Source organism: Kitasatospora sp. NPDC054939 (assembly GCF_053610105.1).
On sequence record NZ_JBSGXP010000018.1, the window covers coordinates 54,595 to 76,495 of the forward strand.

The following is a 21,901-nucleotide window of genomic DNA, read 5'->3' on the forward strand; positions in this document are numbered from 1 at the left end:
CCTTCAGACCGGCCCCGAGGCCACCGGGGCAGCGGGGGCCGGGTTGCCGCGGATGACGCAGGGTCATCCGCCCTGGAGGCCTAGTGGTCAGTTCCAAGAGCCGCCGGACACCAGACCGGCGCACGTACGTTCTCGACACCAGCGTGCTCCTGGCCGACCCGCTCGCCATGACGCGCTTCGAGGAGCACGAGGTCGTCCTGCCGGTGGTGGTGGTCACCGAGCTGGAGGCCAAGCGGCACCACCCGGAGCTGGGCTACTTCGCCCGCCAGGCGCTGCGGTTGCTCGACGACTACCGGATCCGGCACGGGCGCCTGGACGAGCCGATCCCGGTGGGCGAGCTGGGCGGCACGATCCGGGTGGAGCTCAACCACTCCGACCCGTCGATACTGCCGGCCGGGTACCGGGCGGGGGGCGGGGAGTCCGACACCCGCATCCTGGCGGTGGCGCGGAACCTGCAGGCCGAGGGGTACGACGTCACGGTGGTCTCCAAGGACCTGCCGCTGCGGATCAAGGCGAGCTCGGTGGGGCTGCTGGCCGAGGAGTACCGGGCCGAGCTGGCGATCACCTCGGGCTGGACGGGCATGTCGGAGCTGCAGGTTCCCGCGGACCAGGTGGACGCGCTGTTCGGGGCGGGCCACGAGGCCGGAGTGGACGTGGAGGGCGCGGAGGACCTGCCGGTCCACACCGGACTGGTGCTCACCTCGGAGCGGGGGCGGGCGCTGGGCCGGGTCACCGGGGACGGCCGGGTGCGGCTGGTGCGCGGGGACCGGGAGGCGTTCGGGCTGCGCGGGCGCAGTGCCGAGCAGCGGGTCGCGCTGGACCTGCTGCTCGACCCGGAGGTCGGCATCGTGTCGATGGGCGGCCGGGCGGGCACCGGCAAGTCCGCGCTGGCGCTGTGCGCGGGGCTGGAGGCCGTGCTGGAGCGCCAGCAGCACCGGAAGGTGATGGTCTTCCGGCCGCTGTACGCGGTGGGCGGCCAGGAGCTGGGCTATCTGCCGGGCTCGGAGTCGGAGAAGATGAGCCCCTGGGCGCAGGCGGTCTTCGACACCCTGTCGGCGGTGACGACGCCGGCGGTGATCGAGGAGGTGATCTCCCGCGGGATGCTGGAGGTCCTGCCGCTCACCCACATCCGGGGCCGGTCGCTGCACGACGCGTTCGTGATCGTGGACGAGGCGCAGTCGCTGGAGCGCAACGTCCTGCTGACGGTGCTCTCGCGGATCGGCCAGGGGTCGCGGGTGGTGCTCACCCACGACGTCGCCCAGCGGGACAACCTGCGGGTCGGCCGGTACGACGGGGTGGTGGCGGTGGTGGAGAAGCTGAAGGGGCATCCGCTGTTCGCCCACATCACCCTCACCCGATCCGAGCGTTCGCCGATCGCGGCGCTGGTCACCGAGATGCTGGAGGACGTCCAGCCGTGACCCGCCGGGTCCGGACCGCCCCGGTGGGCGGTGCGGCTCCGAGCCGGTGACGGATCGGGGCAAAGCCGGACAATTCGCTCAACTCTGTGGGCAGGGCCCGCTCCTGATGGAGCGGGCCCTGCCCCTTTCATCACATCGAGTGCTTTCTGTCCCGGGAACTCCAGCGCGGTGAATGTGAGATGCGCCACGCAACAGGGAATTGCGTCGACAGTGCCCGGTGCGGCATGGTGAGGGATCTGTCAGGCCCCGCGTACGGCGCGGCAGGCTCCCGCCACGGCGGAAGTCGGCCCGGATGGTCCGCCAACTACGGTCGGTGGACGCACAATTGAACACCGATAGGCCGTACGCCGCCCGATCGAAACGCCCGGTCGCCCACCGCGACCGGACGCCGGGTCAGTACCTCCCGTGACCAGCACCGTACGGAGGACAGCGCCAAGGGGCATGTTGCGCCCGTACGGTCACGCATGGGCGATGCTGGAAGGAATCCATGTGACTCGGATCTCGGTCCGGGGAGTTGCTGTGGCCTCCGCCACCGCGGTCACCGCTGTCGGTGCCGTCGTGGGTGTGGCCTCGGGCAGCGAGGGCGGCAAGTCGACCCAGACGATAGATCTGGCCGGCGCGACGCTGCTTGCCGAAGTCCCCTCAGGCGCCCAGGCGCAGACCATCAGCGACAACTTCAGCCAGCAGGCCTCCGCGCAGCAGGCGTCCGCCGACGCCGCTGCGAAGAAGGCTGCCGAGGAGGCCGCTCGCCAGAAGGCCGCCGCCGACGCGCAGGCCAAGGCCGACGCGGAGAAGGCCGAGAAGGCCGCCCAGGAGGCGAAGGCCGCCGAGGAGAAGCGGAAGGCCGAGGAGGCCAGCCGCGCCAAGGCCCGCTCGGCGATGTCCGCCACCACCGCGGCCCCGCCGGTCTCGGTCACCCCGGGCTCGGTCCAGGCGCTCGCCCAGGAGATCGTCGGCAACGACGCGCAGTTCCAGTGCTTCAGCCAGATCGTGAAGCGCGAGAGCGGCTGGAACTACACGGCCACCAACCCGAGCTCCGGCGCGTACGGCCTCGTCCAGGCGCTGCCCGGCACGAAGATGGCCTCGGCCGGTGCCGACTGGCGCACCAACCCCGCGACGCAGATCAAGTGGGGCCTGAACTACATGAACAGCCGCTACGGCAGCCCCTGTGGCGCCTGGTCGTTCTGGCAGTCGCACCACTGGTACTAGACCGGCCCGGTACCTCCCGTACCTCCGCCTCGGCCCCGACCGCACATGCTGCGGCCGGGGCCGACGCATGTCCGCCGGGCCGCGGCGGGTGTCGCACAGGAGCGGGCCGCGCCGCCCGGGCTGCGCTGACCAGTGCGCTCGCGGGCGGTGCGGTCCTGGGTGCGGACGCGGGGCGCGGGAAGGGGTCCTGGTTGCTTCCCGCACCGGCCGGTCCGCCGACAGTTGGCTCGGGGGGTGCCGGATCGGCCCGGTGGGAGGCACCGTCGTTCGTCCCGGTACCTCCCCGTTGCCGCGCGCCTGAAACCATCCCACCCGCGCCGTTTGGCCCGATATGGCCGGTCGGCGGGCGGCCCGGCCCGACGGACGATTCCCGGGCAAGCCGGTCGCCGGGCTGAACCCCCGCACCGGGGACGGGTAGCGTCTCCCTGACGGCCGCGGCACGAACCGCGGCGTACCGCCGGGGCACGGCGGCCGAACGGGGAGCGGCGGGTAGTGGGAATGGCGCGGGGCGGAAAGGTCTTCAGAGCTGCGGCCAAGGGCGCGGCCGTGGTCGCCGGCGCGGCGGCCGTCATCGAGCGGCGCCGGCGCGCCGCGATGGCGGCCGACTACGACGAGCCGGCCGAACCGCCGGTGCCCGAGCAGCGCGCCCGGGCGGCCGACGCGGCGTCCGCTGCGCCGCCGGCCCCGCTGCCCGCGGTGCCCGCCGGGTCGGTGGTCGAGGCGACGGCCGGGTCGGAGGTCAGGGGGCAGCCGCCGGCGCCGCCCGCCGCCCCGGTCGCGGCGCCGGCCCCCGTCCACCCCCCGACCGCGCCGGCCCGGTACGCCCCGACCGGGCGGGAGCTGCACCCCGGGCGGCCCGCCACCCCGGCCGAGGCGGTGCCCTGGGGCCTGCGGGTGGCCGCCGAGTCGACCTGGCGGCTGCTGCTGCTCGGGGCGGCGCTCTACGTGGTCTTCACGGTCGTCGACATGCTGAAGCTGGTCGCCTTCGCGGTGCTCGCCTCGCTGCTGATCTCCGCCCTGCTGGAGCCCACCGTCTCCTGGCTGCGCCGGCACGGCATCCCGCGCGGACTGGCGGCGGTGGTCACCTTCATGAGCGGCCTGGCGTCGATCGGGCTGGTCGGCTGGTTCGTGGTGTGGCAGGTGACGACCAACCTGTCGACGGTCACCAACCGGGTCCAGGACGGTGTCGACCAGCTGCGCGACTGGCTGATCACCGGTCCCCTGCACCTGACCCAGCAGCAGATCACCGACTTCGCGAAGCAGATCAGCAGCGCCATCGGCGCCAACTCGGACCAGATCACCACGGTCGGCATCACCGGCGCCCAGATCGCCGTCGAGGTGCTGACCGCCGTCCTGCTGGCGTTCTTCACCACCTTCTTCTTCCTCTACGACGGCGAGAAGATCTGGAACTGGGCACTGCGCGGGCTGCCCCCGCACTCCCGCTACGCGATGGCCGGGGCCGGGCCGAAGGCGTGGGCGACGCTGACCGCGTACGTGCGGGGCACCGTCTTCGTGGCCTTCATCGACGCGGTCTGCATCGGTGTGGGCATCCAGTTGCTCGGCGTGCCGATGGCGCTGCCGCTGGCGGTGATCATCTTCCTGGGGGCGTTCGTGCCGCTGGTCGGCGCGCTGGTCACCGGGACGATCGCGGTGCTGATCGCGCTGGTCACCCAGGGGCCGTTCACCGCGCTGATGGTGCTGGTGGTGCTGGTCGCGGTGCAGCAGATCGAGGGCCACGTGCTGCAGCCGCTGATCCTGGGCCGCGCGGTGCGGGTCCACCCGCTGGGCGTGGTGCTCGGGGTCGCGGCGGGCACCATCATCGGCGGGATCGGCGGGGCGATCGTCGCCGTGCCGCTGATCGCCGTCACCAACACGGTGGTGGGGCACGTCCGCCGGCGCAACGAGGCGGGCCAGGAGGTCTTCGTCGCGCTGGCCGACGCCCGGGAGGCGGCCGAGCGGACCGCGGCGGCCCAGGCGTCGGCACCGGCGGAGGCCGGGGCGCCGGCGGCGGTGCCGACGCAGTAGCCCGACCGGAAGGCCGAAGGGCCCGTCCGCAGCAGGTGCTGCGGACGGGCCCTTCGCATGTGCGGTGGCGCGGTGGCTCAGGCGTCCACGGTGGCCAGGGCGCCCTCGGCGTCCAGGACGCCGGCGACGGCCTGCAGCACGGCGGCGATCTTCAGCGAGGACTGGATGACCTCGCGCTCGACGCCGGCCTTGCGGAGCACGCCCTCGTGCGAGTCGAGGCACTGGCCGCAGCCGTTGATCGCGGAGACCGCGAAGCACCACAGCTCGAAGTCGGCCTTGTCGACGCCCGGGCTGCCGATGATGTTCATCCGCAGGCCGGCCCGCATGCTGCCGTACTCCTTGTCGGAGAGCAGGTGCAGCGTCCGGTAGTAGACGTTGTTCATGCCCATGATCGCCGCGGCGCCCTTTGCGGCGTTGTACGCCTCCGGGGACAGGTTCGCCTTGGCCTCGGGCTCCAGCTCGCGCAGCACGGCGGTGCTGCGGGTGGCCATCGCGCAGGCGAGCACGGTGCCCCAGAGCTGCTGGGCGGGGAGGTCGGAGTTGCCGATGACCCCGCTCAGGTTCAGCTTGAGGTCCTTGGCGTACTCCGGCAGCGCGGACTTCAGCTCGTCGAGGGCCATGGGTCAGCCCGCCAGGAGGGCCTGGGCGTCGAGGGTGTCCTCGCCCTTGTTCCAGTTGCACGGGCACAGCTCGTCGGTCTGCAGGGCGTCCAGCACCCGCAGGACCTCCTTGGGGTTACGGCCGACGGAGCCGGCGGTCACCATGACGAACTGGATCTCGTTGTTCGGGTCGACGATGAACACCGCGCGCTGGGCGGTGCCGTCGGCGGCCTCGACGCCGCAGGCGCGCATCAGCTCGTGCTTGACGTCGGCCAGCATCGGGAAGGGCAGGTCGCGCAGGTCCTTGTGGTCCTTGCGCCAGGCGTGGTGCACGAACTCGGAGTCGCCGGAGACGCCGAGGACCTGGGCGTCGCGGTCGGCGAACTCCTCGTTCAGCTTGCCGAACGCGGCGATCTCGGTCGGACAGACGAAGGTGAAGTCCATCGGCCAGAAGAAGACGATCTTCCACTTGCCCTCGTAGGACTTGTGGTTGATCTCGGCGAACGCGTTCGCGGCGTCCAGGTCGACGCAGGCGTTGAGTTCGAACTCGGGGAACTTGTCACCGATCGTGAGCACGTTCGCTTCTCCTGATTCGTGGCTGAGGGAGTTTGTCCGGATTGCGGACACGTCCTACGATTCCACATCGTGGACTGATCAGGGAAATAGCTACACTCGATGTGTCTGATCGGAGAGAGCTATCAATACCTCCCAGCCGACGTCGCGGCCCACCTCGCGCCGGGCGTCCGCCCGCAGGACCGAGCCGGCTGTGGCCGACGCCACACCGCGCAGCCCCCGCACGCCCACCGTCGCCCAGCTCAGGGCCTTCGTCGCGGTGGCCGAGCACCGCCACTTCCGGGAGGCCGCCGCGGCCACCGGCACCAGCCAGCCGGCCCTGTCCGGGGCGGTCGCGGCACTGGAGGAGGCGCTGGGCGCGCAGCTGGTCGAGCGTACGACGCGGAAGGTCATTGTCACCCCATTGGGGGAGCGCGTACTCGACCATGCACGCCGGGTGCTCGCCTCGCTGCAGGCGCTCACCGAGGAGGTGGAGGCCGCCCGCCGCCCCTTCACCGGCCCGCTGCACCTCGGCGTCATCCCGACCGTCGCGCCCTACCTGCTGCCCGCCGTGCTCCGGCTGGTCCGCGACCGCTACCCCGAGCTGGAGCTGCACGTCCACGAGGAGCGCACCTCCTCGCTGCTGGAGGGGCTGTCCGGCGGCCGGCTGGACGTGCTGCTGCTCGCCCTCCCGGCGGGCGGCGCCTCGCCGACCCGCGACATCCCGCTGTTCGACGAGGACTTCGTCCTGGTCACCCCGCCCGGGCACGCGCTGGCCGGCCGGGTCGACGTCCCGCGCGACGTCCTGCTCGACCTGGAGGTGCTGCTGCTGGAGGAGGGGCACTGCCTGCGCGACCAGGCCCTCGACATCTGCCGCGAGGTGGGCGCCGACCCGGCCGGCCGGGGGCACCCGCACGGCTCGACCACCCGGGCGGCCGGCCTCTCCACCCTGGTCCAGCTGGTCGCCGGCGGGCTCGGGGTCACCCTGCTGCCGGCCACCGCGCTGGACGTCGAGGCCGGGCGCACCGACCGGCTCGCCGCGGTGCGCTTCGCGGCGCCCGCGCCGGGGCGGCGGATCGGGCTGGCGACCCGTCCGGGGTCGGCCCGCAGCGCCGAGTACGACCGCTTCGCCGCCTCGCTGCGCGAGGTGCTGGCCGAACTGCCGGTGCGCATCGTCCCGGCCTGAATCACCGGTCCGTCCTGATGCGCCCGTCCGGCCCGTCCGGCCCGTCCGGCCCGGACCGCCCGCCCCGTGCCCCGGGGCGCATCGGAGGCCCCCCGGGCTACTCGGCCTCGGTCCGGCAGAGCTGCAGGATGCCGGTGACCAGCAGGTCGAGGGCGCGCAGCGACTCCTCGTCGACCTGCCCGTCGGGGGTGCGGACCACCAGGTAGCGCCGGGAGAGGCCGTCGAAGCCTGCCAGGAAGTGCACCGCGAGGTCCTCCGCGGGGAGGGTGAGCCGCTCGCCGTGGGTCTCGGCCAGGGCGGTAATGATCTCGGCCGCGGTGCGCTCGATCTCGTGCTGCACGGCCCGCATGATCTCCTGCAGATCGGGGTCGCGCATCGCCAGCGCCTCGAACTCGGTGAGCAGCATGCAGTGGCCGGGCTCGGCGATGGTCTTGGCCCACAGCGTGTGCGCGAGGGCCCGCACCTGCTCCTCGAACGGGCCCTGCTCCGGGAAGGAGTCCCGGACGTGGCCGACGAAGTCCGCGGTGGACTGCTCCAGCACGGCCCGGTAGAGGTCCTTCTTCGTCCCGAAGGTGTAGTGGACGGTCGCCTGCGCGACGCCCAGTTCGGCCGCGATCGCCCTGGTGGAGGCGGCGGCGACGCCCTCGCGGGCCATCAGCGAGATGGCGGCCTGGACCAGCTGGGGGCGCCTTTCGGAGGCGGGGACGTGAGCCATGAGGTCAGGGTAGCGCTCCGTTCGGGCAACTGGGTCGGTCGATGCTGTCACCCGCTCGGGTCGTCCGACTTTGTCAACCGAACAACTCCGTCGTACGGTGGAACCCACCCGCTCGGGCAGCCGTCTGCCCGACCGATCCGAGCGAAGGCATCACTCATGGCCACGTACCTGTACCGCCTGGGCCGCTACTGCTACGACCGGCGACGAGCCGTGCTGGCGCTGTGGCTCGCGCTGCTGATCGCCTGCGGGGGGCTCGCGGGCGCGTTCGCGGGCAAGACCAGCGACGAGTTCAAGGTCCCCGGCACCGAGGCCCAGACCACCCTCGACCGCATCAAGGACACCTTCCCCGCGCAGGGCCACGCCTCGGCCCAGGTCGTCTTCGCCGCCGACGCCGCCGGCGGCATCGCCGCCCCCGACGCCCGCAAGGCCGTCGAGGCCGCCGTCGCCGGCATCGGCACCGCCCCCGGCGTCGCCTCCGCGCCCGACCCGTACGCCACCGGCGCGGTCTCCCCCGACGGCCGGGTCGCGATCGCCCTGGTCGAGTTCGACCACAAGCTCGCCGACGTCACCGACGGCCAGCGCGAAGCCGTCCGCAAGGCCGCCGACCCGGCCCGCACCTCCGGCGTCACGGTCGCCTTCGGCGGCGACGCGTACAACGAGATGGCCAAGGTCGAGGGCGGCGAGGCGATCGGGCTCGCGGTCGCCGGCGTCGTCCTGCTGATCACCCTGGGCACCCTGGTCTCGGCCGGGCTCCCGCTGCTCACCGCGCTGGTCGGGGTCGGCGTGGCGATGGCCGGACTGCTGGCGCTCTCCGGCTCGTTCGAGATCATCACCACCGCGCCGGTGCTCGCGCTGATGGTCGGCCTCGCGGTCGGCATCGACTACGCGCTCTTCATCGTCTCCCGCTACCGCCGCAACCTCGCCGAGGGCCTGGAGCCGGACGAGGCCGCCGCCCGCGCCAACGCCACGGCCGGCAGCGCGGTGGTCTTCGCCGGGCTCACCGTGGTCGTCGCGCTCGCCGGACTCGCCGTCGCCGGGGTGCCGTTCCTGACCGTGATGGGCCTGGCCGCCTCCGGCGCGGTGGTGGTCGCCGTCCTGGTCGCGATCACCCTGCTGCCCGCCCTGCTCGGCTTCGCCGGCCGCGCCGTGGACCGGCTGCCGGTCTGGAAGCGCGCGCTGCGTACGGGGGGCCGCACCACCCTGGGCGAGCGCTGGGGCCGCTTCGTCGTCCGCCGCCCGCTCGCCGTCCTGCTCGCCGGCCTCGCCGTGCTGACCGCCCTGGCGCTGCCCGCCGCGAGCCTGAACCTGGGCCTGCCCGGCGGCGGTTCGCAGGCCGCCGGCACCGACGCCCGCAAGGCCTACGACCTGGTCGGCGACAGCTTCGGGCCCGGCTTCAACGCCCCGCTGGTGGTCGTGGTCGACGCCGCGGGCGCCCAGCAGCCCGAGCGGGCCGTGCAGGCGGTCGCCGAACGGCTGAGCACCACCGCGGGCGTGCAGACCCTGCTGCCGCCGGTCGTCGACGAGCCGAGCCGCACCGCCCTGCTGACCGTCATCCCGAAGACCGGCCCCGACCACGCCGACACCGAGCGCCTGGTCGACGACATCCGCGGCCAGCGCGACGACCTGCGGGCCGCCACCGGCGCCCGGATCGACGTCACCGGCACCACCGCCGCCAACATCGACGTCTCCACCAAGCTCGGCCAGGCCCTGCCGCCCTTCGTCGCGGTGATCGTCGGCATCGCGCTGGTGCTGCTGGCCCTCGCCTTCCGCTCGATCCTGGTGCCGCTCAAGGCGGTGGCCGGCTTCCTGCTCTCGATCACCGCCTCGCTCGGCGCGGTCGTCGCGGTCTACCAGTGGGGCTGGCTGGACGGATTCATCGACGTGCCCAAGGTCGGCCCGGTGGTCAGCTTCGTGCCGATCCTGCTGATCGGCGTGCTGTTCGGGCTGGCGATGGACTACGAGCTGTTCCTGGTCTCCGGGATGAAGGAGCGGTACGTCCATGGCGCCGGGGCCCGCGAGGCCGTCGTCACCGGCGTGAAGAACGGCGCCCGGGTGGTCACCGCCGCCGCACTGATCATGATGTCGGTCTTCGGCAGCTTCGTCCTCGGCCACGACCCGATCGTGCAGCCGATCGGCTTCGCCCTGGCCGTCGGAGTCTTCGTGGACGCCTTCGTGGTGCGGATGGCGCTGGTACCGGCCGCGATGGCGCTGTTCGGCAAGGCCGCCTGGTGGTTCCCGAAGAGCCTGGAGCGGATCGTGCCCAAGGTCGACATGGAGGGCGAGGAGCTGATGGCCCGCCTGGAGGCCGCGCGGGGCGCGGAGGCACCGAAGGGTGCGGAGGCCGCTGAGGCGTCGGAGGGTGCAGCGGCCGCTGAGGGTGCGCCGGCCGCCGGGGGCGCCGCGAAGTCCCGCGCCGGGGTCTGAGGCCCGGTCCGGAGCGGGTGCCCGGTGGTCCACGGCCACCGGGCACCCGCACCGCCGTCCCCGCCGCGGCTACGGCAGCCGCTGCTCGAACCAGACCACCTTGCCCGCCCCCAGCCGGGTCGCCCCCCAGCGCTCGGCGCACCGGGCCACTATCTGCAGCCCCCGCCCGCGCTCGTCCTCCGGCCCGGTCCGCTGCGGCCGGGGCAGCAGCGGACTGTCGTCCCCCACCTCGCAGCGCAGCCGGGTGGTCCGCACCAGGCTGAGCGTCACCGGCCGGTTCGCGTGCTGCACCGCGTTGGTCACCAGCTCGCTGACCATCAACTCGGTCGCCTCGCTGAGCTGTTCCAGCCCCCAGCGGCGCAGCGTGTGGGCGGCCAGCCGGCGCGCCCGGCCCGGCGTCTCGTTGCGCGGCTGGAGGTACCAGTGGGCCACGTCCTCCGCCGGGATCCCGTCGAAGCAGGCCGCCAGCAGGGCGATGTCGTCCCCGCGGTCGCCCGGCGGCAGGATCCGCAGCGCCTCCTGGCACAGGTGCTCCGGGGAGTGCAGGTGCGCGGTGGCCAGCCTGGCGCGCAGCAGCTCCAGCCCGTCGCTGAGCGGCCGGCTCCGGGTCTCCACCAGCCCGTCGGTGAAGAGCAGCAGGGCGGAACCGGGCGGAGCGGGCAGCTCCACCGAGGAGAAGTCCACCCCGCCGACGCCGATCGGGGCCCCTGCCTCCAGCTCCAACAGGGCCGCACTGCCGTCCGGTTGGACCAGCACCGGCGGTACGTGCCCGGCGTTGGCGAGCACCACCCGGTTCGCGATCGGGTCGTACACCGCGAACACGCAGGTGGCCAGATGCTGCTCCCGGCCGAGCCGCTGCGCCTGCTCGTCGAGGTGGTACAGCACCTCGTGCGGCGGCAGGTCGAGCGCCGCCAGGGTCTGGGCGCTGGTGCGGAGCTGGCCCATGATGGCGGCCGAGGTCAGCGAGTGGCCCATCACGTCGCCGACGATCAGCGCCACCCGGTTGCCGGGCAGCGGGACGGAGTCGTACCAGTCGCCGCCGACCTGGGCGCCGCGCTCGCCGGGCAGGTAGCGCTGGGCGAGCCGCACCCCGTGGCTCTGCGGCAGCTTCAACGGCAGCATGCTGCGCTGGAGTTCGTTGGCGATCTCCCACTCGCGGGCGTACCGCAGCGCGGTGTCCACCGCCAGCCCGGCCTGGGTGGCGAGGTGGGCGGCGGTGGCGGTGTCGGCGGCGTCGAACGGCCCGGGTCGGTGGCCGAGCAGGTCATCGGCCGGACCGGGGGCGGGGGCGGGGGCGGCACCGGAGTCGGCGGGCGGGGCGGGGATACGGGCGGTGGCGGTGGAGGTCGCGGGGGAGGTCGCGGTCGCGGAGTCGGAGTCGGGGATGCGGTCGGCGGCCGGGCCGGGGGCGGGCCGCCGGATCAGCACCAGCAGGCCCAGTATCGCCTTGCGCCCGCGCAGCGGCAGTGCCAGCACCGACGTCCCGGGCGCCAGCCGGGCCAGCCCGCGGGCCCCGTACAGCTCGCGCAGCAGCGCGGTCGTGCGGGTGCCCTCGGCCTCCGGGGAGCCCATCACGACCGGCGCCGCCGGCGCGCGGCTCAGCAGGGCGTGCGCGAGCGCCCCGCCGCGGGTCACCGGCGTGGCCGGCCCGGTGTCCGCCGTCGAACGGGAGGCGTACCGGGTGCCGTACCGGCCGCCGTAGCCGCCGTCGTACCGCGCGTCGCGGTGCTCGGCCCCGGTGCTCGGGCGGCCGCGGCGGCCCAGCCGGGTGCCGTGGCTGTGGTGGATGCGCAGCTCGGTCGGGAAGCCCGGCTCGCGCTCCACGTTGGGCAGCGGATCGCGCAGGTGCACCACGACGGCGTCCGCCAGCGCCGGGACCAGCACCCGGCAGGCGTTGCGCAGGGTCGCCGCGAGGTCCAGGGCGCTGTTGATCCGCCGGGTCGCGTCGTCGAGGTAGGTGAGCCGCTCGGCGATCCGGAGCGGCTCGGCGGAGGCGTGCGGCACGGGCACCGGCGGGGGCCGGCGCTGGGCGGGGACGGCAGACGGCTGCCCGGCCTGGGGTTTGAGCTGGTCGCGCACGCTGCCTGTCCTGGTGATCGGGTCCGGTCGGGGGTGGGTGGGCCTGCGGGGCGGCGGGCCCGTTGCCGTGCTGGGCCTCCGGTCAGCCGATGCGCCGACAGCAGAGGAACAACTGCTCCTCCGGCGGCAGCGAGGTGCTCGCCGGGGCGTACGGGCGCCCGGCCTGCTCCTCGACGGCGAACCCGGACCCCTCCAGCACCCGTTCGAGATCCTCCCGCAGGTAGCCGCTGATCCGCAGCTCGCTGCCGAGGAAGGGCAGCAGCACGTGGTCCAGGTCCGCCTCCACCATGCCCAGCGCCAGCAGCCCGCCCGGCCGCAGCAGCCGGTGCAGCCGGGCCAGCACGGTGGGGATCTCCTCCTGCGGCAGCAGGATCAGCGAGAAGAACGCCGTCACGGCGGCGAAGGACCCGGCCCCGCGGGGCCCCAGCTCCGGGGCGTTCCAGGCGAGTCCGGCCCGCTCGGTGCCGAGGTCGTACATGTCGATGCGGTGGAACACGGGCGGGTACGGCCCCCGGTGGCGCTCCGCGCGGGCCAGCCGGAGCATCCCGTCCGAGAGGTCGACACCGGTCACCCGCAGGCCGCCCAGGGCCAGCTGCCGCACGGTCGGGTCGCCGGTGCCGCAGCCGACGTCCAGGACGGCCGCCCCCGGCTCCAGTTCGGCCAGCAGCCGGAGCCCGCAGGCCAACTGCCCGTCCTTGGCGGGGAACGCCTCGCCGTACCCGGCGCCGATCGTGTCGAAGGCGACGGCCTGCAGGGCCCGTTCGGCCCGGCGCCGCAGGACGTCGGCGCCCTCCTCGTCGAGCGGGGGGTCGGATATCTGTCCGGTCGTCACGATTGAGAGGCACCCTTCCACCCTGGCCTCCGGTCGGCTGTGCGGGGCCGTCGTCGCCGCTCGGCGCCCGCGCTGCCCCGCCCGGCCCGCTGCCGGTGGCGGTCCGTCACGCTCCCCGCGTCACTGGGACGTTCGCTGTCACTGGACGTTCGTTCCGTACGAGGACACTCTGCCCTGAACCGGCGCGGCGGCGCCGCCGTTTCCCGATGCTCCGCACCGCGATCGGGGAAAGCCGGCTGGACAGGCCAGTGGTGTACTCGGCTGTGCACTTGGCATCCGAGAATATGCGTGATCACTGCGCTGTGGGGTCCCTTTCCGGCCAACTCGTGCAGGTTGGGCCGAACTGGTCCCGGTTGCGGAAGCACGGCGGGGCGGGCCGGGGGAGCGCGGGCCGGCCGCGCACGCCGCATGGCGCGCCGCCGTGGCGCCCCTGACCTGCGGCGATGCCGGCAACCCCGGCCCGGCGTACAGATCGTCCGGAACCCCAGCCGTCCGACAGCCCGACGTTTATCGAACGTCAATCGGGTCGGTGCACGATGGAACCCAGCGCCGGGGAAGCGTTGAGGGCGCTCCCGCAGCCGGGGGGCGGCGGGAGCGCCGGACGCTCAGGGGGGTGAGTCTCCCGTCGGGGGACGGAGACTCACGGCGCAGGGGGAGGGGAGAAGGGCTCGGTGTGCTGACGGGAGATGAGGTCGGCGACGGGGGAGGCCTCCGGCACACCGAGCCGCGTGAAGATGGCGTGCGCCTCCTGGAGACACGCCAGCCCGCGAGCCGGCTGGGCGAGGCCGAGCAGCGCCTCGCCCAGTGCAGCGTTCGCCAGGCCCTGGCAGTAGGCGGAGTCCAGTTCCTGCGCGATCGCCAGCGACTCCCCGGCGGCGTCCGACGCCTCCGCCGCCCGGCCGCTCGCCAACAGGGCCACCGACAGCCGGGCCAGCGTGTAGCCCTCCCGCAGCCGGTTCTGCTGCGCCTGGTAGAGCTGGTTCGCCTCCCGCAGGTGGTCGACCGCCTCGTGCGGCGACCCGGTCGAGGAAAGCACCACACCGAGCTGGTACAGCGTGTCGGCGAGGCACGGGTCGTTGGCGGAGCGCCGTGCGGCGACGGCGGCCTCCGCGACCGACTGGACGGCCGCCTCACTCATGCCCGCATTGAGTTGCGCACGGGCGATGTTGCCGAGCAGCCGGGCCTCGCCGATCGGTGCCCCGACGACTCGGCTGATGGCCAGCGCCTGTTCGAAGAACGGCAGCGCCTCGGCGGCACGGTCGGAGATGCTGAGCGTGATCCCCAGAACGTTGGCGGCCATCGAACGCAAGACGGTGACGTTGTCTTCGGCCTGGAGGGCGAGGCTCGTTCGCAGCGACAGCTCCGCACCTTGAAAGTTGTTGGCGAAGTACTCCAGCGTTCCCAGCACGAAGTGGACCCGCGCCAGCGCCTGGGTGTCCCCATGTGCCCGGGCATTGGCACCGCCGGTCTCCAGGAGCCGCCGTGTGCGCGCGCCGTGGGTCGAGTCCTCGACGATGCTGTTGAGTGCGATAAGCAGGTCGAGGGCAGGTCGCAGCAGGGCGGGCGATCCGTCGACAGCCGCCTCCACGGTGCTGAGCATCATGCTGACCTCGGCCCGCAGCCAGCGCAGGGCCGAGGTGCCGGTGGCCAGCACGAGGCCGGGCGTCTTCAGATCGTCGAGCGGCTCGGGCAGCTGGTCGTCCGGCTCGATGGCCTGCGCGGCGTTGCGCATGGTCGGCAGCACGTGCTCCAGCAGACGCAGGACCGCCTTCTCCTGCTCGGCGGTGTCGGCCAGCTTCTCGTTCTGCCGCTGGGCGTAGAGCCTCAGCAGGTCGTGGTAGCGGTACCGGCCGGGCGTGAAGCACTCCAGCATGTTCGCCTCGACCAGCGACTCAGCCAGGTGTTCGGCCTGCGCGAGGCCCTCCCCGAGCAGCGCGGCCACCGCGTCCAGCGGCAGGTCCGGGGAGTCCACCAGGGAGAGCAGGCGGAACGCGCGGGCCTCGTCCGGGCGCAGCTGGCCGTAGCCGAGGCCGATGGTGGTCTCGACCGCCAGGTTGCCCAGCTGCAGCTCGTCGAGCCGCCGCCGTTGGTCCGCTAACCGCTGGGCCAGGTCGGAGACACTCCACCGTGGTCGGCTGGCGAGCCGGGCGGCGGCGATCCGGACGGCGAGGGGCAGGAAGCCGCAGGAGGTGACCACGGCGAGGGCCGCCCCCGGCTCGGCGGCCACCCGTGCCTCGCCGACGATGGCCGAGAAGAGCGCGAGTGCTTCCCCCGGGGTCATCTCCTCCACGTCGACCAGGTGGGCGCCGGGGATGCCGGCCAGCCGGGAGCGGCTGGTGGCCAGCACGGCGCAGCCGGAGACACCCGGGATCAGCGGCAGCAACTGCTCGGAGTCGTGGGCGTTGTCCAGCAGGATCAGCATCCGGCGCCCGGCCAGCAGTGAGCGGTACAGCGCGGCGCGCTGCTCCAACGACTCCGGGAGTTCGGCCACGCCCAAGGCGTGCAGGAAGTCGCCGAGCACGATGGCGGGGTCGACGGGAGAGGCGCCGGCACCGCGCAGGTCGACGTAGAGCTGACCGTCCGGGTACTCGCTCCGGACGCTGTGGGCGACGTGCACCGCCAGCGTGGTCTTGCCGACACCGCCGATGCCGGCCAGTGAGGTGACGACGACGGCCTGGCCGGTCCCGCTGCGCAAGGTCTGTCGAAGCTCGGTGACGAGTACCGAGCGCCCGCTGAAGTCCGAGACGTCGGCGGGGAGCTGGGCCGGCGGCGGCACGACCGGCGCATTGTCGGCCCGGTTCGCCGACGGCGGGATGGCCGAGGGTGGCGGTGCCAGTTCGGCGTCGCCGGCGAGGATCCGGGCGTGCATGGTGGAGAGACCGGTGCCGGGCTCGACGCCGAGCTCCTCGATCAGCAGCTTGCGGGTGTCCGTGTAGACGCCGAGTGCCTCGGCCTGTCGACCGCAGCGGTACAGAGCGAGCATAAGCAGCTCGCGCAGCCGTTCGCGGAGCGGGTGCTCCGCGGTGAGCGAGCTGAGTTCTGCGACGACCTCGGTGTGCCGGCCGATCTCCAGAGCGACGGCGCAGCACTCCTCCCAGGCGGAGACCTGGCGTTCGGCGAGGCGCAGCCGCTGGGTGTCGGCGTACGGTCCGGGCACACCTGCCAGCGCCCGGCCGCGCCAAAGACCGAGCGCCGCGGACAGGAGGCGGTGGGCCTCGGCCGGGTCACCGTTGGTGCGTGCGGCGCCTGCCTCCCCGACGGCGGCTTCGAAGACAGCGAGATCGAGCGCGCCCGAGGAGATCCGCAGGGCATATCCGTCACTCACCGAAATCAGGATCTCGGCCGGTGCCCGGACCTCGCGATGGGGCTCGATCACTCCGCGGAGCCGGGACACGTACGTGCGCAGTGCGGCGATCGCCTGCGGTGGGGGACGATCACCCCAGATGCCGTCGACCAGATCCTGCGTCGCGACCGGCCGGCCGTGCTGGAGGAGGAGCGAGGTGAGGACCGCCTGTTGCTGCGGAGACCCGAGGGCCAGTGTCTCGTCTCCGCGCCATGCCTGGACCGGGCCGAGCACCTGGAAGCGCAGCGCGGATCCGTGCGGCGTTTCCTGAGGCTCCATGAAATTCCCCCGATGAACTGTGGCGGCGCCCTCTTCTCGCGCGGGGCTTTCGACGGTCCGCTAGGGCCGCATCAGCTTAGGCGGACCGCTGCAAACACTGGAGAACAGCACAAGCGTCGCGATGTTTATAGGACATTTAGCGGTCCCTACGATACTGTCCGGGCGCCTGGGTCGAGCCGGTCGGGCGCGAGCAGATCCCGATGACCTGAAAGGCAGCCAGCCATGGCCGAGATTGAGTCCACCAGCACCGAGACCGAGACCGTCGACGCCCAGGCCGTGGCCGAGGCGGAGGCCGGTGTGGCTTCGCACATCGTTCCGGCCGACGAGCCGCACGTGGAGCCCCAGGAACTGTTCGGCGGCGGCGAGGTCGCCGAGCCCGCCGATGCCGACCAGGACGAGACCTACGAGCCGCTGGGTGCCATCAACGCCCACCCGTAAGGCCCCGATGCCGTTGCCCCGTGCCCCGCTCACTTGGGGTGCGGGGCTTCTGTCGTTCCCGTGCGGTGTCCCGACATGCCGTCAGTCCCCGTCGGCGGCCCCCTCCGGGAGGGGGGCGATGTGGCCGGGGGCGGCGGTCCACTCGCGGCCGCCGCCGAGGGGGCGCAGGTAGTGCTCGCCGCCGATGGTGTCCATGTAGATGCCGATGCGGCCGGTCCGGCGGTCGTGGACCGCCTCCCCCGCGCGCGGGTGGTAGGGCGCGGGCCTCTGGTGCTCTCGGGTGCTCACCGCGCTGCTCCTCCTCGCTCTCTGTACAAGTCCGTACGGGCGACTACCCAGCATCTCTAGAGAAGCTAATATCTCTAGAGATGTCAACGGTCCGACGCGGCGGAAGGGGCTGGACGATGGCCGGAAGCAGGGGCAGCAGAGACGACAGGCAGCCCAAGTACCAGCGGATCGCGGACACCCTGCGCGAGGCCGTCGACACCGGCGAGTACCGCGCCGGGGACCGGCTGCCGGGCGAGAACGACCTCATGGAGAAGTACGGCGTCGCCCGGATGACCGCCCGCCAGGCGCTCGGCGTGCTGCAGAGCGAGGGGATCGCGGAGGCGCGCAAGGGGGCCGGGGTGTTCGTCCGGGAGTTCCGGCCGCTGCGCCGGCGCGGCATCCAGCGGCTGGCGCAGGGGCAGTGGGGGTCGGGGCGGTCGATATGGTCGGCCGACATCGACAACCGGACGCTGGTCGTCGACCAGGTGTCGGTGACCGAGGAGGGCGCGCCGGAGCACGTCGCCCGCGTCCTCGGGGTGGAGCCGGGCGAGCCGATGTGCGTGCGCCACCGGCGCTTCGTGCTGGACGGCAAGCCGGTGCTGCTCTCCACCTCCTACCTCCCGGCGGGGCTGGTGGCGGGGACCGCGATCACCCGGGAGGACACCGGGCCCGGCGGGACGTACGCCCGGCTCGCCGAGATCGGCGCCAAGCCGGTGCACTTCCGCGAGGAGGTCCGCTCCCGGATGCCGGGCGCGGAGGAGGCGGCCCGCCTCGAACTCGCCGCCGGTACGCCGGTGATCCTCATCGTCCGGACGGCCTTCGCCGAGGAGGGCCAGGTCGTCGAGCTGAACGAGATGGCCCTCGACGCGGCCTCCTACGTCCTGGAGTACGACTTCGACGCCTGACCGCCCGCGCCCCGTCGACCGCCCCCCGGTCGCCCGCGCCTGTCCGCACCGCGCCTCCGTCGCCCGCGGCGCGGGAACGCGGACCGCCCCGGTCGCGCGGGGCGGCCGGGGCGGTCGGTTCGGTACGGGGGTGCGGCTACTCCTTGGAGCGGACGCGGAGGCTGGTGATGAGGGGGCCCTCGGTGGTCTCGCGGAAGAAGTCGTTGCCCTTGTCGTCGACGACGATGAAGGCGGGGAAGTCCTCGACCTCGATGCGCCAGACGGCCTCCATGCCGAGCTCGGCGTACTCCAGGACCTCGACCTTCTTGATGCAGTCCTGGGCGAGGCGGGCGGCGGGGCCGCCGATGGAGCCGAGGTAGAAGCCGCCGTGCTGGGCGCAGGCGTCGGTGACCTGCTTGCTGCGGTTGCCCTTGGCGAGCATGACCATGGAGCCGCCGGCGGCCTGGAACTGGTCGACGTAGGAGTCCATCCGGCCGGCGGTGGTGGGGCCGAAGGAGCCGGAGGCGTAGCCCTCGGGGGTCTTGGCCGGGCCCGCGTAGTAGACCGGGTGGTCCTGGAGGTACTTGGGCATGCCCTCGCCGGCGTCCAGGCGCTCCTTGATCTTGGCGTGGGCGATGTCGCGGGCGACGACCAGGGTGCCGGTGAGCGAGAGGCGGGTCTTCACCGGGTACTTGGAGAGCTCGTTGCGGATCGCCGACATCGGCTGGTCGAGGTCGATGCGGACGACGTCGTCGTCGAGGTGCTCGTCGGTGGTGTCCGGCAGGTACGAGGCCGGGTCGGTCTCCAGCTGCTCCAGGAAGACTCCCTCGGCGGTGATCTTGCCGAGTGCCTGGCGGTCGGCGGAGCAGGAGACGGCCATCGCGACCGGCAGCGAGGCGCCGTGGCGCGGCAGGCGGACCACGCGCACGTCGTGGCAGAAGTACTTGCCGCCGAACTGGGCGCCGATGCCGATCTTCTGGGTGAGCTCGGTGACCTTGGCCTCCAGTTCGAGGTCGCGGAAGCCGTGGCCGGTCTTCGCGCTGCCCTCGGTCGGCAGGTGGTCGAGGTAGTGCGCGGAGGCGTACTTGGCGGTCTTGAGCGCGAACTCGGCGCTGGTGCCGCCGATCACGATCGCCAGGTGGTACGGCGGGCAGGCCGCGGTGCCGAGCGAGCGGATCTTCTGCTCCAGGAAGGCGAGCATGCTCGCCTCGTTCAGGATGGCCTTGGTCTCCTGGTACAGGTACGACTTGTTGGCCGAGCCGCCGCCCTTGGCCATGAAGAGGAACTTGTACGCGTCGCCGTCGGTGGCGTACAGCTCGATCTGTGCGGGCAGGTTGTTGCCGGTGTTCTTCTCGTCCCACATGGTGACCGGTGCCATCTGGGAGTAGCGCAGGTTCAGCTTGGTGTACGCGTCGTAGACGCCGCGCGCGATGGCGGACTCGTCGGAGCCGGCGGTCAGCACGTTCTGGCCGCGCTTGCCCATGACGATGGCGGTGCCGGTGTCCTGGCACATCGGGAGGATGCCGCCGGCCGAGATGTTGACGTTCTTCAGCAGGTCGAGTGCGACGAAGCGGTCGTTGGGGCTCGCCTCGGGGTCGTCGAGGATGCGGCGCAGCTGCGCGAGGTGGGCCGGGCGGAGGTAGTGCGAGATGTCGTGCATCGCCTCGGCGGTGAGCAGGCGCAGGGCCTCCGGCTCGACCTGGAGGAAGGTCCGGCCGCCGGCCTCGAAGGTGGAGACGCCCTCGGAGGTGAGCTTGCGGTACGGGGTCGGGTCGGCGCCCAGGGGGAGCAGGTCGCTGTACTCGAAGTCTGGCGTGGGAGCCATGGGGGAGGTCCTTAGTGTTCCAGTGTTCCGGCTGCGTCGGCGAAGCACCCTCGGCGATGCACCCTCAAGGGCACCCTCCAGGGTAGGACCCGGCGGATCGCGGGACGCGGACAGGTGGGCCTGCGTGACCAGGGTCACTCAAACGTGCGTGCGGGCCTTGCCGCGGTGACTAGGCTGGGGCCGTGGAGAACTCGCCGTCGCAGGACGCCCAGGACCAGTCGCCCGTACCGATGAGCAAGCCGATTCCCGCGCCCGCGGTGCGGCCGGAGGCCGCTCCCGCCGCGCCGGTCCACGCGCCGGTGGCGGAGGCCGACATGCGGGCCTCGGACGCCGACCGGGAGCGGATCGCGGAGCTGCTGCGCGACGCGTACGCCGAGGGCCGGTTGGACGTGGACGAGCACGCCGAGCGGATCGAGGCGGCCTACCGGGCCAAGACCATGGGCGAGTTGGCGCCGCTGACCCGGGACCTGCCGGCGCACCGGTCGATCTCCTTCGAGAAGGGCCCGCTGGGCGGCGCGCAGCCGGCCGGGCGGCCGCGGCCGGCGCAGCCGCCGGCCCGCCAGGAGTCGCCGACGATGCTGGCGGTCTTCGGCGGGGCGTCGCGCAAGGGCCGCTGGCGGGTGGGTTCGCAGCTGCGGGCGGTGGCGATCTTCGGCGGGGTGGAGATCGACCTGACGGACGCGGTCTTCGAGTCGCCCGAGGTGGTGATCGAGGTCGCGGCGGTGTTCGGCGGGGTCGACATCAAGGTGCCGGAGAACGTGAGCCTGCACGGCGGCGGGGTCGGGATCTTCGGCGGGTTCGACGTCAAGGAGCAGACCGCCGCGGATCCGTACGCGCCGGTGGTGCGGGTGAAGGGCGCCGCGGTGTTCGGCGGCTGCGAGGCGCGTCCGCGCCGCGGCAAGAAGCTCAAGGAGTGGGTGCGCAAGCAGCTCGGCGCCGACTGAGCGCGCTGCGCCCGGACGCCCGGCGGGGAGGCAACTCCCGGCCGGGCGTTCGCCGTTGTGCGGACCGCCGGGGTGTGCGGCACTCGACGGGGCGTCATGTGCCGTGTGCGGTCGGTTGCGTGCAGTGTGCATGAATCGCGGCGGGGCGGGGTAATTCCTCTCGCACATCGCTTCTTGTACGGCTGTGACACCGGGGGCGGCCTGCGGCCGGCCCGGGGGGTGGAGTGAAGCGCGGGGGCCAGCAGCCGGGCAGGGGAGCGAGCCTTCCCCGTGTCCGAGTGCCTCGTCAGGAGTCCGGCCGTGCTGCATCCGATCGAGTCCCGTCCCGCACGTCCCGTCGCCGCGGTCCGCCTGCCGGCCCGTGCGCCGGAGGTTCCGGCGCCGTCGCCGGAGCAGCCTCCGTCGCTCCAGCCGCAGTCGGGGGAGGACGATCCGTGGCACACCGGGGCCGCCTGTCGCCGGGACGAGGTCGGTCTGTTCTTCGCGCCGTCCAAGGAGCCGACGGCGGCCAGGCTGTCGCGGGAGGAGCAGGCGAAGCGGGTCTGCGCGCGCTGCCCGGTGCTGCTGGAGTGCCGCGAGCATGCGTTGGCGCAGCCGGAGCCGTACGGGGTGTGGGGCGGGCTGACCGCGGCGGAGCGCCGGGTGGTGCTGGCCCGGCGGCGTCGCCGGGACTCGCCGGAGCTGCGCGAGCCGGCGGCCCGGGTGCCGGCCGCCCGCGGCCGGATGGCCGGCTGAGCCGGGGCGGCGCACCGCCGGCGAGCACTCCGGGGCCGTGACCCCGGCCCGTACCGGGTGTCGGTCCGTACCGGGTGCCGGTCCGGAGCCGGTCGACGGCGGTTGGACGTGGGGGCGGACGCGGGCGCGGCCTCGGCGGAGGGGGAT

The 21,901-nt window shown here is 73.3% G+C and carries 17 protein-coding genes; 9 read left to right on the forward strand and 8 right to left on the reverse strand.

Annotated elements, in window-relative coordinates; all coding sequences use genetic code 11:
* The first annotated feature begins 83 nt into the window (after positions 1–83).
* The 3 genes from ACWGB8_RS08095 (at position 84) to ACWGB8_RS08105 (ending at position 4,652) form a co-directional block, all read left to right on the forward strand.
* Positions 84–1,418, forward strand: a complete 1,335-nt coding sequence (locus ACWGB8_RS08095) for a PhoH family protein (RefSeq protein WP_452211389.1) — start codon at positions 84–86, stop codon at positions 1,416–1,418.
* A gap of 489 nt (positions 1,419–1,907) precedes the next feature.
* Positions 1,908–2,627: an aggregation-promoting factor C-terminal-like domain-containing protein gene (locus ACWGB8_RS08100; protein WP_452211391.1), complete on the forward strand. Its 720-nt coding sequence runs from the start codon at positions 1,908–1,910 to the stop codon at positions 2,625–2,627.
* A 498-nt stretch (positions 2,628–3,125) separates the two neighbouring features.
* Positions 3,126–4,652: an AI-2E family transporter gene (locus ACWGB8_RS08105; protein ID WP_452211392.1), complete on the forward strand. Its 1,527-nt coding sequence runs from the start codon at positions 3,126–3,128 to the stop codon at positions 4,650–4,652.
* 77 nt (positions 4,653–4,729) lie between these two features.
* Here ACWGB8_RS08105 and ACWGB8_RS08110 read toward each other — a convergent pair whose 3' ends face one another.
* Together ACWGB8_RS08110 and ACWGB8_RS08115 are read right to left on the reverse strand one after the other, a co-directional pair.
* The gene (locus tag ACWGB8_RS08110; RefSeq protein WP_452211394.1) at positions 4,730–5,272 is read right to left on the reverse strand and encodes an alkyl hydroperoxide reductase; all 543 of its coding nucleotides are present in this window, start codon (positions 5,270–5,272) and stop codon (positions 4,730–4,732) included.
* A gap of 3 nt (positions 5,273–5,275) precedes the next feature.
* Positions 5,276–5,827: a peroxiredoxin gene (locus tag ACWGB8_RS08115; protein ID WP_452211396.1), complete on the reverse strand. Its 552-nt coding sequence runs from the start codon at positions 5,825–5,827 to the stop codon at positions 5,276–5,278.
* Positions 5,828–6,017: 190 nt separating this feature from the next.
* On the opposite strand from ACWGB8_RS08115, the gene ACWGB8_RS08120 reads away from it, so the two are divergent.
* Complete coding sequence (locus ACWGB8_RS08120) at positions 6,018–6,989, forward strand: LysR substrate-binding domain-containing protein (protein ID WP_452211398.1); 972 nt, start codon at positions 6,018–6,020, stop codon at positions 6,987–6,989.
* 97 nt (positions 6,990–7,086) lie between these two features.
* Here the strand turns inward: ACWGB8_RS08120 and ACWGB8_RS08125 are convergent, their stop codons facing one another.
* Positions 7,087–7,704 (reverse strand): TetR/AcrR family transcriptional regulator, encoded by a 618-nt coding sequence (locus ACWGB8_RS08125; RefSeq protein WP_452211400.1) that lies wholly within the window; start codon positions 7,702–7,704, stop codon positions 7,087–7,089.
* Between the two features lie 156 nt (positions 7,705–7,860).
* On the opposite strand from ACWGB8_RS08125, the gene ACWGB8_RS08130 reads away from it, so the two are divergent.
* Complete coding sequence (locus tag ACWGB8_RS08130; protein WP_452211401.1) at positions 7,861–10,128, forward strand: MMPL family transporter; 2,268 nt, start codon at positions 7,861–7,863, stop codon at positions 10,126–10,128.
* 69 nt (positions 10,129–10,197) lie between these two features.
* On the opposite strand, the gene ACWGB8_RS08135 is transcribed toward ACWGB8_RS08130, so the two are convergent.
* The 3 genes from ACWGB8_RS08135 to ACWGB8_RS08145 form a co-directional block, all read right to left on the reverse strand.
* Positions 10,198–12,207 (reverse strand): SpoIIE family protein phosphatase, encoded by a 2,010-nt coding sequence (locus ACWGB8_RS08135; RefSeq protein ID WP_452211402.1) that lies wholly within the window; start codon positions 12,205–12,207, stop codon positions 10,198–10,200.
* Between the two features lie 82 nt (positions 12,208–12,289).
* Positions 12,290–13,039: a class I SAM-dependent methyltransferase gene (locus ACWGB8_RS08140; protein WP_452211404.1), complete on the reverse strand. Its 750-nt coding sequence runs from the start codon at positions 13,037–13,039 to the stop codon at positions 12,290–12,292.
* A 640-nt stretch (positions 13,040–13,679) separates the two neighbouring features.
* Positions 13,680–16,661: an AfsR/SARP family transcriptional regulator gene (locus ACWGB8_RS08145; protein ID WP_452211406.1), complete on the reverse strand. Its 2,982-nt coding sequence runs from the start codon at positions 16,659–16,661 to the stop codon at positions 13,680–13,682.
* A gap of 222 nt (positions 16,662–16,883) precedes the next feature.
* Between ACWGB8_RS08145 and ACWGB8_RS08150 the strand changes: the two genes are divergently transcribed.
* Positions 16,884–17,099: a hypothetical protein gene (locus ACWGB8_RS08150; protein WP_452211407.1), complete on the forward strand. Its 216-nt coding sequence runs from the start codon at positions 16,884–16,886 to the stop codon at positions 17,097–17,099.
* A gap of 81 nt (positions 17,100–17,180) precedes the next feature.
* Here the strand turns inward: ACWGB8_RS08150 and ACWGB8_RS08155 are convergent, their stop codons facing one another.
* The gene (locus ACWGB8_RS08155; protein ID WP_452211409.1) at positions 17,181–17,387 is read right to left on the reverse strand and encodes a hypothetical protein; all 207 of its coding nucleotides are present in this window, start codon (positions 17,385–17,387) and stop codon (positions 17,181–17,183) included.
* 116 nt (positions 17,388–17,503) lie between these two features.
* On the opposite strand from ACWGB8_RS08155, the gene ACWGB8_RS08160 reads away from it, so the two are divergent.
* A complete protein-coding gene (locus tag ACWGB8_RS08160) occupies positions 17,504–18,271 on the forward strand; it encodes a GntR family transcriptional regulator (protein ID WP_452211410.1) in 768 nt (255 codons plus the stop codon).
* A gap of 136 nt (positions 18,272–18,407) precedes the next feature.
* Here the strand turns inward: ACWGB8_RS08160 and ACWGB8_RS08165 are convergent, their stop codons facing one another.
* On the reverse strand, positions 18,408–20,075 hold the full coding sequence (locus ACWGB8_RS08165; RefSeq protein ID WP_452211412.1) for a fumarate hydratase: 1,668 nt from the start codon (positions 20,073–20,075) through the stop codon (positions 18,408–18,410).
* A 230-nt stretch (positions 20,076–20,305) separates the two neighbouring features.
* Here ACWGB8_RS08165 and ACWGB8_RS08170 point away from each other — a divergent pair, with 230 nt between their 5' ends.
* Positions 20,306–21,019 carry a DUF1707 SHOCT-like domain-containing protein gene (locus ACWGB8_RS08170; RefSeq protein ID WP_452211417.1) on the forward strand — a complete coding sequence of 238 codons (714 nt, stop codon included), beginning with the start codon at positions 20,306–20,308 and terminating at the stop codon, positions 21,017–21,019.
* A gap of 300 nt (positions 21,020–21,319) precedes the next feature.
* Entirely contained in the window at positions 21,320–21,754 is a 435-nt protein-coding gene (locus ACWGB8_RS08175) for a WhiB family transcriptional regulator (protein ID WP_452211414.1), read from the forward strand.
* The last annotated feature ends 147 nt before the right edge of the window (positions 21,755–21,901 follow it).